11 protein-coding genes and 1 riboswitch are annotated in these 14768 nt (G+C 31.5%); all 11 genes read left to right on the top strand.

From position 1 onward, the window contains the following. The first annotated feature begins 42 nt into the window (after positions 1-42). The 11 genes from rsmI (at position 43) to MN581_RS02590 (ending at position 14565) form a co-directional block, all read left to right on the top strand. Positions 43-909, top strand: coding sequence for a 16S rRNA (cytidine(1402)-2'-O)-methyltransferase (gene rsmI / locus MN581_RS02635; protein ID WP_117972970.1), 867 nt, complete (start codon positions 43-45; stop codon positions 907-909). Positions 910-1079: 170 nt separating this feature from the next. After that, entirely contained in the window at positions 1080-2939 is a 1860-nt protein-coding gene (locus MN581_RS02630; RefSeq protein ID WP_241699141.1) for a hypothetical protein, read from the top strand. A gap of 18 nt (positions 2940-2957) precedes the next feature. After that, entirely contained in the window at positions 2958-4622 is a 1665-nt protein-coding gene (locus MN581_RS02625; protein WP_241699140.1) for a glucosaminidase domain-containing protein, read from the top strand. Then, positions 4607-4704: riboswitch (purine riboswitch) on the top strand. (Overlaps the previous gene by 16 nt.) A 62-nt stretch (positions 4705-4766) precedes the next feature. Then, a complete protein-coding gene (locus MN581_RS02620) occupies positions 4767-5339 on the top strand; it encodes a xanthine phosphoribosyltransferase (protein ID WP_117972968.1) in 573 nt (190 codons plus the stop codon). Between the two features lie 195 nt (positions 5340-5534). Then, positions 5535-6704 carry an ATP-grasp domain-containing protein gene (locus MN581_RS02615; RefSeq protein ID WP_147340777.1) on the top strand — a complete coding sequence of 390 codons (1170 nt, stop codon included), beginning with the start codon at positions 5535-5537 and terminating at the stop codon, positions 6702-6704. Next, positions 6691-7317 (top strand): GntR family transcriptional regulator, encoded by a 627-nt coding sequence (locus MN581_RS02610; RefSeq protein WP_158559434.1) that lies wholly within the window; start codon positions 6691-6693, stop codon positions 7315-7317. The genes MN581_RS02615 and MN581_RS02610 overlap by 14 nt, the downstream gene beginning before the upstream one ends. A gap of 12 nt (positions 7318-7329) precedes the next feature. Further along, positions 7330-8247 carry an aldo/keto reductase gene (locus tag MN581_RS02605; RefSeq protein WP_117972965.1) on the top strand — a complete coding sequence of 306 codons (918 nt, stop codon included), beginning with the start codon at positions 7330-7332 and terminating at the stop codon, positions 8245-8247. A gap of 70 nt (positions 8248-8317) precedes the next feature. Continuing rightward, entirely contained in the window at positions 8318-8455 is a 138-nt protein-coding gene (locus tag MN581_RS10145) for an ATP-binding cassette domain-containing protein (RefSeq protein WP_347247399.1), read from the top strand. 1490 nt (positions 8456-9945) lie between these two features. Beyond that, positions 9946-10923: a GMP reductase gene (gene guaC, locus MN581_RS02600; protein WP_117972963.1), complete on the top strand. Its 978-nt coding sequence runs from the start codon at positions 9946-9948 to the stop codon at positions 10921-10923. A gap of 143 nt (positions 10924-11066) precedes the next feature. Next, on the top strand, positions 11067-12797 hold the full coding sequence (locus MN581_RS02595) for an ABC transporter ATP-binding protein (protein ID WP_117972962.1): 1731 nt from the start codon (positions 11067-11069) through the stop codon (positions 12795-12797). Next, positions 12790-14565, top strand: coding sequence for an ABC transporter ATP-binding protein (locus MN581_RS02590; protein WP_277756521.1), 1776 nt, complete (start codon positions 12790-12792; stop codon positions 14563-14565). Before MN581_RS02595 ends, MN581_RS02590 begins: the two co-directional genes overlap by 8 nt. The last annotated feature ends 203 nt before the right edge of the window (positions 14566-14768 follow it).

Here is a 14768-nt window from a genome sequence, read left to right as displayed (position 1 = left end):
GGATGGGAGTTTCTCCCACCAGCTTTTTTAAGGAGGGAAAAGATGAATTGTCAAAAAAGTTTTGCCATACAAGATGATAAAGGAAAGCTCTATCTAGTTCCGACTCCAATTGGTAATTTAGAGGATATGACGTTTCGTGCTGTAAGGCTGTTGCAGGAAGTATCTTTCATTGCAAGTGAAGATACAAGAAACACTCAAAAATTATTAAATCATTTTGATATAAAAACAAAGCAAATTAGTCTACATGAGCATAACTCACATGATAAAATTCCAACATTAATCAAGTTATTGCAAGAAGGACAAGATATCGCACAAGTAAGTGATGCAGGTATGCCTTCTATTAGTGATCCAGGACATGATTTGGTTGTGGCGTGTATTAAAGAAGGTATATCAGTTGTATCTATACCAGGAGCGACAGCAGGGATGACCGCTCTTATTGCTAGTGGACTATCCCCACAACCGTTTTATTTTCATGGTTTTTTACCACGAAAAAAGAAAGAACAGGTGGCTGAATTAACAAAATTAAAAGGGGTTAATGCGACTATCATTTTTTATGAATCGCCTTATAGAGTAGAAAAAACACTGGCAACAATGGAACAAGTGTTTTCAGAAGAAACACAAGTTGTTCTTTGCCGAGAACTGACTAAATTACATGAAGAATATATCAGAGGAAGTGTTCAAGAAGTTATTAATTATCTATCGAACCATCCTATAAAAGGTGAGTGTTGCTTGCTAATAGAAAATGTCGTTGAAGAAGAAACGATATCTTATGATAGTGATATGTCTATTGCCGAACATGTTAATTTAGTCTCTGAACAAGAAGACATGACAGTAAAGGAAGCAATTAAAGAAGTCGCTAAAATAAGAGGGTTAAAAAAACAAGAAGTGTACAAAGAGTATCATCAATGACATAGATTTATAAAGAATTAACATGAAAAGACATACCCCGAAAAATCTTGCATAATAATGACTGTGTGATATAATTTCATTATATATGTACAATTTCTATAATTACCTTTTTGCTTACTTATAGAACATTGTGACGATTAGATAGGGAAATATAGTGAGGTGAAAGTTGGTTGTTTAGTAAATGGCTAAGAAGACAAAACGATAATCCAGAAAAAGATTATGAAGAAGATTATGAGTCAGAAAATTTGCCGCAAACAACAGAAGAGTTGTTTTATGACAGTGAAGACGATGATGATTATTACTATTATTATTACTATGAAGACGATAATGAGGGTGTTAAGCCTAGTATTCCTGTTTTAGAGGATAGTAATTCAGATAATGTAGATGATTTATATAGTGAATCTAATCAGTTTTACACTAATTCTGCTTTTGAAGAAGAAAACTTTTCAGTACCAACAGAAGTTGTAGAAAGCGAAAATACTAGTATTTCAGATAATAATACTAGTATATCATCTAATCAGGTTGATTTGGTTGCGTTAGAGAATGAAAATGACCAATTAAAAGCTCAAATAGATCAACTATTACTTGAAAAAGACACGTATGAACAAGAATTGGAAGAAGCTGAAAAAGTAAAAGAATACAATGACTTGTTAGGAAGCCAAATTGTTGAATTAGAGACAAAATTAAACGAACAGCAACAATTGGAAAGTGATTTATCTGATTACAGTAAAATAAAAGAAGAAAATAATAATTTAGTCGATGAAAAAACACAATTAACGCTAGAATTAGATAATCTAAAAGAGCAATTCTTATCATTACAGTCTGATAGGCAAACTAAAGATGATCAAATCACTCAGTTTGCAAGTAATATGACGTCATTAGATCAAGAATTGGTGCAAGCATCACAAGAAATTGAGACTAAAAATACTAAAATTGAGGAATTGACGCTAGCCTTATCTAATAAAGAATCAGCATTAGAGGAAATGACAACACTTTTAGAAATAAAAGAAGAAGATGTATTAAGATTAGCAAATGAATCAAATGAAAAAGACGATGAAGTTCAAGAATTGAAAAATAAAATTAATACTATGGACGAAACGATTTCATCATTACAAACTGAATTAACAAAAGCTAAGAGCCAAGAGGGTTCTTTTGTAAATAAAGAAGTTGTGGAAAACTTAGAAAAAGAATTACAAGATAAAGCAAATCAAATAATCGAACATCAAAAACAAATTAATGAATTATCTGAAGAAAATAATCGGTTAATATCAAGTCTAAAAGAGGTTGAAGAAGAGTTAAATAAAACAACGGTTGAATTGCTAGAATTAAAAGATATTCAGCGAGTATTAACTGAATTGCAAGATGAACTCCAACAATCAAAAGAATTAGAAAATATTCTGACTAATCAATATGAAGAAGAAAAAATATTGGCTAAAGAAGCTAATGAAAAACGTGAGAAAATGGAACAGGAGTTAACAACAATGACTGAAAATCTTGAAAATCAATTAAGCAAAACTGAAAAATTAGAAAAAGAGCTAGCTGAATTACGTGAAAATCAACGTATTATTGATGAGCTTGAACAAGAAATTAATGGTATGAAAACACAGCAAGAACGTTTAACAGCTAGTTTAACTGACTTAAGCGGTGAGCGAAGTCGCGCACAAGAACTTGAAGAAGAAGTACAAAAATTACGCTCTGAGTCTTCACCAGAAATTGAAGTGTTACAAGAAGAATTAAGACAAACAAAAGAACAATTAAGACGTGCTAAATCACAACAACAAATTGGTATGAATCAATCTGATATAGCTCAAGTTATGATAGAAGCTCAATCAAAAGCAAGAGAAATCGTTGAAACAGCTAATCAGGAAGCAAAACGTAGAATAGTTGATGCCGAGTCTGAATTAAGTACCATTAGTCAAGAGGCTCGTAATTATTATCGTAAGTTAGAATCTATTAAATATGAATCTGAAAGCGTCTTTTCAGAATTATTAAGAAAATTAGAAAAAATTGGAGATATTGACCGTATTTAATAGGGGGAGGGGAATATAATGAGGAAAGAAAAGAAAAATTTGTCTAAAAAACTTATTGCCAATACCATTATAGGCGTTAGTATGTCTGTTATGTCAGTTTGTTTGCCTATCTTAGAGGTCGTATCTATTGCAGAATCAGATAAAATATCCTCATCCCCTAAACCTTTATATAGTCTAAATGTTAATGAGAATATTCTAAAGAGTAATGTAAAAGAAAGTAGCAATTCTGAAGATACTATAGAAGAGTCATCTGGTTCAACAGCTGACTCTTCTTCGAGTACGTCATCTGAAGAAACTTCTAGTTCAAGTAGTACACAGGAAAGTAGTAGTAATTCATCAACAAGTAGTTCAACAGAACCGACAAAACCATCAACTAATGAAACAAGTTCCTCGAGCTCATCAAGCTCGACAACAGACGCTTCTTCTAGTAGAAACGAGGATAGTAGTATTAGACCAGATAAAAATTCTAATACATCAATGTCTAAACCAAGCTCGTCAAATAGCGCAATTTCTAGTAGCGCCTCACCTTCCAATGCAAGTAATGTAAAAAATGAAAAGTCACTTATTAATTATTCACGAAACCAAACAACTGCGGAGTTTATCGAAGAAATAGGTGAAGATGCAAGAGAAATTGGTCAAAAAAATAATCTTTATGCGTCTATTATGATAGCACAAGCAATACTCGAAAGTGGTTCTGGCAATAGTAGTTTATCTAGGACTCCAAATCATAATTTATTTGGTATTAAAGGCTCTTATAAAAATGAGTCTGTTGAGATGGCTACACTAGAAGAAAATAGTGACGGCGGTTTATATACTATTAATGCTAAATTTAGAAAATACCCAAGTTATAAAGAATCATTGGAAGATTACGCTATGCTGATGTCTGGTGGAATATCTGGCCGTTCGACTTTTTATCAAGGAGCTTGGAAATCTAATACATCTAACTATCAAGAAGCAACAAAATATTTAACTGGAAGATATGCAACTGATTCGAGATATCATGAAAAATTAAATGGATTAATTGAGGCATATGATTTAACACAATATGATTCAAAAAAAGCTAAAAAAGAGACTATTGATAAAACAAAAGAAACAGAAAATTTTATTAAAGAGATTGCTCCTAAAATTGAAGATGTAGCAGATAAAAATGATTTATATGCTTCTGTTTTAATTGCTGAAGCAATTATTAAAAGTAATTCAGGAAACAATGAATTGATGGAAAAACATAATATTTATCAAGTGACTGGTCATTCTAATAATCAGACTGTTAAAGTTGAAACATTAAAAACAGATATTGAAACAAAAAAAACAACGCTTGATTTAAAAGAATATAAAGTGTATTCAGATAACAATGAGGCTATTGATGATTATGTTGCAGAGCTGAAGAAAGATAAAACGAGTTATCAAGAAATGACGCGTTCTAAAAAAGATACACCTAGAAAAGTAACAGCTTACCTAACTGCACAAAATAAAGAAGATAGACGTTATCATAAACGTTTAAATGGTTTAATTGATACATATAATTTAAAACAATATGATAAAGTAGCTAAAAATAGTGATAAAAAAGAAAAAAAATCAACTAAGTCTGTCGATGTTGTCAATGAACTAGGTATCAATATGGTTACTCAGTTAGCAGAAAGTTTTGCCCCAACAAAATTATCATCACTAACAACAACAAAATAATCACTTATATATGACTTTAATATGGTAAGTCGTTTCTACCTGATACCGAAAATATCAGTCTATGAGTAAATAAAAGGACAAAAAACCCCTTATTTACTTATGTAAAAGGGGTTTTTTATCTTATATATCATTGGAGGAGAAAAATTGGAATTATTAAAACAAACAATTGTTAAACAAGGTAGAGTTTTGGATGAAAATATTTTGAAAGTTGATAGCTTTTTAACTCATCAAATTGATCCAAATTTAATGAATAAAATTGGTCAACATGTGGCACAAACTTACAAAGATAAAGGTGTAACAAAAATTGTAACCATTGAGTCATCAGGTATTGCTCCGGCAGTATTTATTGGATTACATATGGGACTTCCAGTTGTGTTTGCTAGAAAACAAAAAAGTTTAACAATGAATAGTGAGCTTTTAACATCTGAAGTGTATTCATTTACCAAACAGGTGACAAATACCATTGCCATTTCTAATAAATATCTTGAAGAAGGTGACAATGTATTAGTTGTTGATGACTTTCTAGCTAATGGACAGGCAGCATTAGGATTAATTGAGTTATGTAAACAAGCTGGGGCGACTATTGAAGCTGTATCGATTGTCATTGAAAAATCTTTTCAAGATGGTAGACAATTATTAGAAGAGCAAGGCTACACTGTAGATTCATTAGCTCGTGTGATTTCTCTAAAAAATAACGAAATCGAGTTTATTGATTAATCGAGATACTGTATAATTTGATATAGGTAAAAAAAGTTGTTTTTAAGTCAATAATTAGAGTGTCAATAAAATAGGAAGAGCAAGTGATAGATGACAATCTATCCTTGCTTTTTTTCGTGTTTTAACCTTTACACATACCCGATAGATTGATACTATTAAAGTGTTTTAAAAGAAAAGGCGAAGGTAGTGAAAGATTTGTCGGAAAGAATTTTACCTGGTAGCACAATAGGTATAATTGGCGGAGGCATTGTATCCTATCAATTAGTATTGTCTGCTAAAAAAATGAGGTATAAAGTAGCTGTTTTATCAGAGTCTCAAAATTGTATAGCAGGAAAAACAGCCGACATACATTTCGTTTGTAATATAAACGATGAAGTTAGTTTATTGAAATTAGCTGAAGTATCTGATGTCGTAACGGTTATTACAGAAACATTAGATAAAAATACTTATAAATATTTAGCAGAAAAAACTTTTTTTTCTCAAAATATGTATGCTCATTCTATTGTTAAAAATCGTTATTTACAAAAGCAATTTTTAGATAGTCATTCAATTAATATAACACCATATGAATCGGCTGTTGTCGTCTCTGATGTTTATGATGCAGCAGAAAGGATAGGGTACCCTTGTATTATTAAACAAGAAAATCGTCAATTATATGGTTGGGATAATAATTTGATTATTCATAGTGCTTTTGAAATTAATCAAACCGTACCTTTGATTCAACAGGGTCTCTGTGTTGTGGAATCCTATATTGAAAAGCAAAGTGAATGGGAAATTACGCTATGCCTAAATGACGAGGGATATTACACTATATTTCCTCCTATTAGGATAGAAGCGACAAACATTGGTGAATTACCTTATATTGAATCGTTTGAAGAATGGGAAGATTTAAAGAAGGATACAGTAAACCAAATGGAATTAATTACTAAAGTAATTGCTTCTGAATTAGGCGTATCTGGCACGGTTAAAGTGTCTTATTTTTTAACGAATGAAGACAATTTATATGTTAATAATATCTATACGTTTCCAAGAGAACATGATATTTTGACGATTCATTCATGTAGCTTATCTGTATTTGATTTACATATAAAAAGTATTTGTAATTTTTCTCTGCCTGCTGTGAGGCAATTAGCGCCAACCTATTTATTACCGTTATATAAGGGAGAAAAAGAAGCGCTCTATAATTTAATGGAAAAGAAAAATAAATGGCAATTTTTTCTTAATGATGGTTTTAGACATACTCAACAAGAAGGCTTTGCTCAAGTTTTTCCAATTAATAAGCAAGAAAGTTTACAAGAAATAAAATATGCAGGATTGATAAGTGATTCTGTTGAGATTCAGGATGGTCAGAGTGAAAAAAGGTAAAACGCAAAAATTAGTTTATGATTATGTCAAAAAGCAAATTGAAACTGATACGTGGTTGAATGGATATCATATTATTGAGCAAGATTTAGCCAATGATTTAAAAGTTAGTCGAACGCCGATTCGATCGGCAATTGATCAATTAATTGATGAAAACTATTTAAAAAAAGAAGCCAATCGGGGTGTCATAGTAAAAAAAGAAAGAATAAGCAATAAAGAATTTACGGAACGAACCCAATTGATTGAGTTGCTTTGTTCCCATTATCTGTTTCAGTTACAAATTAAAGAATATTTAATCGATGATCAGTCATTTTTATCTATGGAAGAATTAAATAAACCATCATCAAATAAAGAATATTATTATGATTTATTTTGGCAACAATTTTTATCACCCTTAAATAATGAGTTAATGAAATCGACTATTTTAACACAGATAACTTCTATAAAATTAGTCGAATTTCCCAATGTTTCCATTAATTTTTTGTATGATGAAACACATAAATTAAGTAAAAAATTATCAAGGTTATTATTAGAAAAAAATTATGAAGTAGCTAGAAAAGAAATTCGTGTTTATATCAATCGTTTGAATTTAGAGCTAATCGATCAACAAATATAAGGAGGTTGTATTATGAAAAAAATTCAAATTGGAACGTCATCAATCGAGGCGTCCCAACTTGCACTAGGATGTATGAGAATGGCAGGTTTATCAACCGAAAAAGCAAAAGAAGTGGTAACAGCATCAATGGAAGTTGGAATAAACTTTTTTGATCATGCAGATATTTACGGTGATGGAGAGTCTGAACGTCTTTTTGGTGAAGTCATCAGGGGCTTAAATGTATCAAGAGACCAATTTTATCTTCAATCAAAATGCGGTATTAGAAAAGGGTACTATGATTTTTCAAAAGAGCACATTATCTCATCAGTTGAAGGAAGTTTGCAACGTTTACAGACAGATTACCTTGACGTATTAGCACTACATCGTCCAGATGCGTTGATGGAACCTGATGAGATTTCTGAAGCTTTTTATGAATTAAAAAAATCGGGTAAAGTCCGTTTCTTTGGGGTGAGCAACTTTGCACCAAGCACGGTAGAATTGTTACAACAATCATTATCGGATAAATTGATAGTGAATCAATTACAATTTGGTTTACAACATGCTGGGATGGTGTCAACCAATATGAATGTTAATATGGAAAATGAAACAGGCATTAATCGTGATGGCTCAGTATTAGATTATATGAGACTAAAACAACTAACTGTACAAGCTTGGTCTCCTTATCAGTTTGGTTACTTCGAAGGAGTATTTATTAATCATCCAGACTTTAAAGAGTTAAATAACTGTTTACAAAATATTGCTAATCGCTATCAAGTGACACCAACTGTGATTGCCACTTCATGGATTAATCGACACCCAGCTAATATTCAAACAATCGTTGGTAGTATGAATCCAGAAAGAATTAAGGAAATATCGCAATCAACTGGTGTTGAATTAACACGTCAAGAATGGTATGAATTATATCAAGCATCAGGCTTTAAATTATTATAGATGATAAAGGGGAAAATCAATCAATTAGTAAAAAAAATACGGATCTCTTGGAGTATTATTTGTTGATTAATTGGTATTTGAAAGTGGAAAAACTTATGGTGTAATAGGTCCAAATGGAGCTGGAAAGATCACCTTATTTAAGTGTATGACTAGACTAATATTGTTACAGATTATTAGGGAGACGTTAAAATCAATGAGATATCCGTAAGAGGAGATAATAATGCCTTAACTAATTTAGTTATTGTATTAGATGGTGTATCTGTCTATAAAGAAAGAATATCTTGGAAATAAGGTAAAAACTTACTCTTATGGAATGGTTAAAAAACTTATCCTATTGATAGCGTGTGTTATACGATCCCAATATTTTAATTTTAGATGAGCCATTTAGAGGATTAGATAGTGAAACAGTGGATTGGTTTAAATTTTATTTAAAAAAGATGACATCACAAGGTATGACATTAATTATGTCATCACACGTCAAAAATGACATTGAAATGTTATGTGAGGAAGTCATCATTATTAGAAAAGGACATCCAGTTTGACAAATATCATTACGGGATATAGAAGATACCAAAATACGAGATATAGATACCTCTAATCAAGAAACATTTTTAATTATATTGGAAATTTAAACTATTATTCAAAGGTACTTCCTAATGGTTGTATCCGAGTAGACATTAAAGATGAACGATAGTCAGAAGTAACACAGCTATTAAATGATCAAAATATTAATATCTATGAAATAAAAAAAGTCACAGTATTAGATGATCATTTGAATGGGGTGAGTAATTAGTATGACAGGTACACAAATTTTTAAAATGGAATGATTTAAATATATATGAGATAAAAATTATATTATTTCGACAAGTATTTTAGCTATCATTAATATTTTTGTAACGATTTATTTTACTCATATTATTGATAATTACTTCTTTGGCTTTATGGTAGTATTTTTAGTGTTAACCATTTTTGCCAATATGATTTTTATGTTTCTTTATCCTTTTCATTGGTGTCAATGGATTATAAGAATCATGTTATGAGTATGTTAGTATCATCTGATATTAATTGCACACAGTAGTTTTTTGCAAAAATTGGAGCCATCTTTTTATGGAATGTATTGTTAACGTTGGTGTTGATATTCATCTCGTTTTCGTTAATTTTATTTAAATTATTACAAGTAGTCGATATTCAATCACTCATAACAGGGATTAATCAAGGAATTAATATGGCTGGTTCTTCTTTTGGAGAGTGTTTATTTCTAGTTTTATTTCTTATATTAATAGTTTGGTCATTATAGCAACAGCAACAATCATGTTAAGAGAGAATAGTTTGACTTTTTTTCTGTTCATAGGATTAGGAATGATACAATCTGCTGTTTCTAGTATGCTGTCATTTATCCCATTAGTATTAAAATTTTTCTATAACAGGGGTTTTGATCATGAATAACTTAATTATAGTTATAGTGACAGGTATTTTGATTTTGATGTCGCTTCGATTTATGAAGACTCAAAATTTGTAATATTTATAAAAGACGAACAATAATATTATAAAAAGCAAGAACTTTAATGAAAGTTCTTGCTTTTTTTTAAAATATGGTGTAGATTATCAAAGGAATAAGAAACGATATATTATTATTTTTAAATAATAATTCGTCTTTTTATTCCAAATATCACATTTTGACTCTCTAGGAGGATGGAAATGAAGATTTTTGATTATGAAGACGTTCAATTAGTGCCAAACAAGTGTATTGTTAACAGTCGTTCGGAATGTGACACGACAGTCACTCTGGGTGGAAGACAATTTAAGATGCCAGTTGTACCAGCTAATATGCAGACTATTATTGATGAGTCAATTGCTGAATATTTAGCTTCAAATGGATATTTCTATATTATGCATCGTTTCAATGAACAAGCGAGAAAACAATTTATTAAAGATATGCATGATAAAGACTTATTTGCCTCAATTAGTGTAGGGGTTAAAGCAACTGAGTATGATTTTGTTAATGAATTAAAAGAAGAAAATGTAGTCCCTGAATATGTTACCATTGACATTGCGCATGGTCATTCTGATTCAGTAATTAATATGATTAAACACTTAAAGAAACAATTACCAGAAACATTTGTCATTGCAGGAAATGTTGGAACGCCTGAAGCAGTGAGAGAATTAGAAAATGCTGGAGCTGATGCCACAAAAGTTGGGATTGGACCTGGCAAAGTGTGTATTACTAAATTAAAAACAGGATTTGGTACTGGTGGTTGGCAACTTTCAGCATTAAGACGATGCAGTAAAGCTGCTAGAAAACCATTGATCGCAGATGGTGGTATTAGAACACATGGTGATATTGCGAAGTCTATTCGCTTTGGAGCAACTATGGTTATGATAGGTTCATTATTTGCTGGACATGAAGAGTCACCAGGTGAGATGAAAGAAGAAGATGGTGTATTGTATAAAGAATATTTCGGAAGTGCTTCTGAATTTCAAAAAGGTGAACATAAAAATGTTGAAGGCAAAAAAATCTGGACACCATTTAAGGGAAAATTAGAAGATACATTAAACGAAATGCAGCAAGATTTGCAATCGTCTATTTCTTACGCTGGTGGAAAAGATGTTGAAGCCATTCGCAAAGTAGATTATGTGATTGTTAAGAATTCTATTTTTAACGGTGATATATTCTAAACTATTTATTAAATAGAAAAACTACTAAGCATAAATGAATTGGCTTGGTAGTTTTTATTTTATGGCAGTAAATAAAACATAATAGTAGCTGTCATCTTTTTATTGATGTATGATAAGTTCTGAAAGTAAAGAGGAGGGACAATATGGGGATTTTAATAACGAAATTAAAACAAAATAAATCTCTTGTCGGATTGTCTTTATTTATGACTGTAATCATGGTGGCATCGCAATTGTGGCAACCAAAATTATTACAGAAAATAATGAATTCAATTATGACTGAAGATCAAGGGGAGTTAAAAAAAGTTGGAACAATGTTGATTATTGTCGCGCTACTTGGTCTAGTTGCCGGGATACTTAATACGATTTTTTCAGCAAGACTCTCTCAAGAAGTTGCATCTGATATTCGTTCAGATGGGTTTAAAAAAGTACAAGAGTTCTCATTTGAAAATATTGAAACATTTTCTACGAGTAATTTGGTTATTCGTTTAACCAATGACATTACTCAAATTCAAAATGTCGTTATGATGATGTTTCAAAGTATCTTTAGAATTCCTATTATGTTTATAGGAAGTTTTATTTTAGCTATGATGACTCTACCTAAATTATGGTGGGTGATTATTTTACTTGTTGTATTAGTGGTATTGACGGTTATGATTGTGTTTAGCATGATGGGAAAACATTTTGCTAAAATCCAACATTATCTTGAAAAAAGTAACGGGATAGCAAAAGAGAACTTAGCAGGAATGAGAGTGGTTAAGTCTTTTGTACAAGAAAAAAATCAAATTAACAAGTTTTCAGCCGTATCAGAAAAATTAACCAAACACACCATATCTGTTGGAAATTTATTTTCCATTATGATTCCAAGTTTTATGTTAATTTCAAACTTAGCGATTGTGATGTCGATTTATTTTACAGCGAATATTGCTAAAACAGATATTGAGGCAATTAGTGCCGTGGTATCCTTTATGAATTATTTAATGCAAATCATGATGAGTATCATTATAGGTGGAATGATGTTGATGATGGCAAGTCGTGGGATGGTATCCATTAAACGATTAAACGACATATTGGAAACAAAACCAACTTTGACTTACTTACCTGAAAATGAATCAACGCCCATTCAATCAGGGTCAGTTGTTTTTGATGATGTAAGCTTTACTTATGCAGGAGACGATTCACCTACGTTAAAAAATGTATCGTTTCATGTGGATAATGGCATGTCAGTTGGGGTTGTTGGCGCAACAGGTTCTGGAAAATCAACACTCGCACAACTGATTGCCAGAATGTATGATCCAACAAACGGTGTCATTGATGTTGGTGGGGCAAATCTTAAAGACGTTAGTAAAGAAGAGTTAAGAAAATCCATCGCAATTGTGTTGCAACGTGCTATTTTATTTTCTGGAACAATAGGAGATAATATTCGTCACGGGGCAAAGAATGCTGATGAAAAAGAGTTATACCGTGCTTCGTCAATCGCTCAAGCGTATGAATTTATTGAACGACAAATGGATGGATTTGATAGTCGCGTGGAAGAACGAGGCTCAAATTTTTCAGGTGGTCAGAAACAACGTTTGTCGATTTCTAGAGGAGTAATTGGTGATCCTAAAGTCTTGATTTTAGACGACAGCACCAGTGCACTAGATGCTAAAAGTGAAAAACTCGTAAAAGAAGCGTTAGCTAATGAATTAAACGACACGACTGTTTTTATCATTGCTCAAAAAATTTCATCTGTTGTGCAAGCTGATACTATTTTAGTGCTAGATGAAGGAAAACTAGTTGCCAAAGGAACGCATCAAGAGTTATTAAAAACCAGTGTTGTGTACCAAGAAATTTATGAGACGCAAAAATCAAAGGAGGTCGAGGAATTTGACTAAGGAAAATCCAAGTGTATTGAGTTTCTTTTGGAATTATCTAAAAGTGTATAAAGTGAAATTTTTTATTATTATTGTCGCCATCATTTTCTCGACTTACTTGCAAGTAAAAGCACCACAGTATACTGGTAAAGCAATTGAAGAATTAGCCAAGTATGCTGGAGCGTACCTATCTGTTGGACATGCTGATAAATCACCTTTTACTAGTGTGATCAAGTTATTGGTTGGATTGTATGTATTAAATGCTATTTCCATGTTTATCCAAAACATTTTAATGTCACGAGTAACTGGACAGTCTACAAATAAAATGAGAATTGGCTTATTTAGAAAACTACAAACGATGACTATTCGTTTTTTTGATACACATCAGCATGGGGATATATTGAGTCGTTTTACGAGTGATTTGGATAATATTTCAAACACAATGAACCAAGCGTTGATTCAAGTATTAACCAATGTATCCATGCTAATTGGTGTGACATTTATGATGTTTCGTGAAAATGTGACAATGTCATGGGTTACACTAGCCATGTCTCCTATTGCCATTATTTTTGCGATGGTTATTATTAAACAAGCCGAGAAAAAAGTTGGAATTCAACAAGAAAGTATCGGGCGTTTGAATGGCTACATTGACGAAAAAATTTCTGGTCAAAAAGTGATTATCACAAACGGACTAGAAGAAGAAACCATTGAAGGATTTGAAAAAGTGAATAATGAAGTGAAGGAAGCAACCTTTAAAGGTCAAGTTTATTCAGGGTTACTGTTTCCAACGATGCAAGGTATTTCTTTATTAAACACTGCGATTGTTATTTTTGCCGGTGGATGGTTAGTGAATAGTGGGAGTATTGAAAAAGCAGCAGGTTTGGGTTTGATTGTCACATTCATCCAGTATTCACAACAATTTTATATGCCACTAACACAAATATCATCTCAATTTAGTATGCTACAATTAGCTTTTACAGGAGCGAAACGATTGAATCAAGTCTTTGCTCAACCAGATGAACCAGATGATAAAAATTTAGAAAAATTAACAGGATTAGAGAAGAACGTCACGCTGTCTCATGTTGATTTTTCTTATGAAGAGGATCGACCTATATTAAAAGATATTTCGATTGAAGCCAAAAAAGGACAAATGGTCGCTTTAGTTGGCCCAACAGGTTCTGGTAAAACAACTGTCATGAATTTATTAAATCGATTTTATGATGTCAATTCAGGTAATATCACGATTGATGGTAGAGATATTAGAGCTGTGACGTTAGATAGTTTGCGTTCTCATATTGGGATTGTATTACAGGATTCTATTCTTTTTTCTGGAACAATTCGTGAAAATATTGTTTTTGGAAAGCCAGATGCGACAGATGAAGAAGTTGTTTCAGCTGCTAAGCAAGCGAATATTCATGATTTCATTGTATCACTTGAAGATGGATATAATACAATTGTTAGTGATGAAAATAGTATTTTCAGTGTTGGTCAGAAGCAATTAATCAGTATTGCTAGAACAATTATTACCAATCCAGATTTATTAATATTAGATGAGGCAACAAGTAATGTTGATACTGTGACAGAAAGTCGTATTCAACAAGCAATGGAAACAATTATTAGTGGTAGAACAAGTTTTGTCATTGCTCATCGCTTAAAGACAATTCTTGATGCAGATTTTATCGTGGTATTAAATCAAGGAGAAATCATTGAATCGGGTACACATGATTCTTTAATAGCTCAAAAAGGATTTTATGCAGAATTATATCAAAATCAATTTGTTTTCGAGTGAAAAACAAAGAGGTTGTCTATGACAATCCTCTTTTTTATTTGATTTCTAGTTCAATTAACATATTAATTTTGTTAAATTAAATTATAATAAGACCCGTCTATCCTGTAAAGATAAGACTTTAAGTAAATTTTTGAAATAATTATAATAGATTTTTAATTAAAATATCGTTATAATAATTAAGACTGTGAAGAAATCTATTAGTT

Source organism: Vagococcus sp. CY53-2 (assembly GCF_022604695.1).
Lineage (GTDB): Bacteria > Bacillota > Bacilli > Lactobacillales > Vagococcaceae > Vagococcus.
Note: the sequence above shows the minus strand (reverse complement) of the source record. Positions and strands in the feature narration are given on the sequence as shown.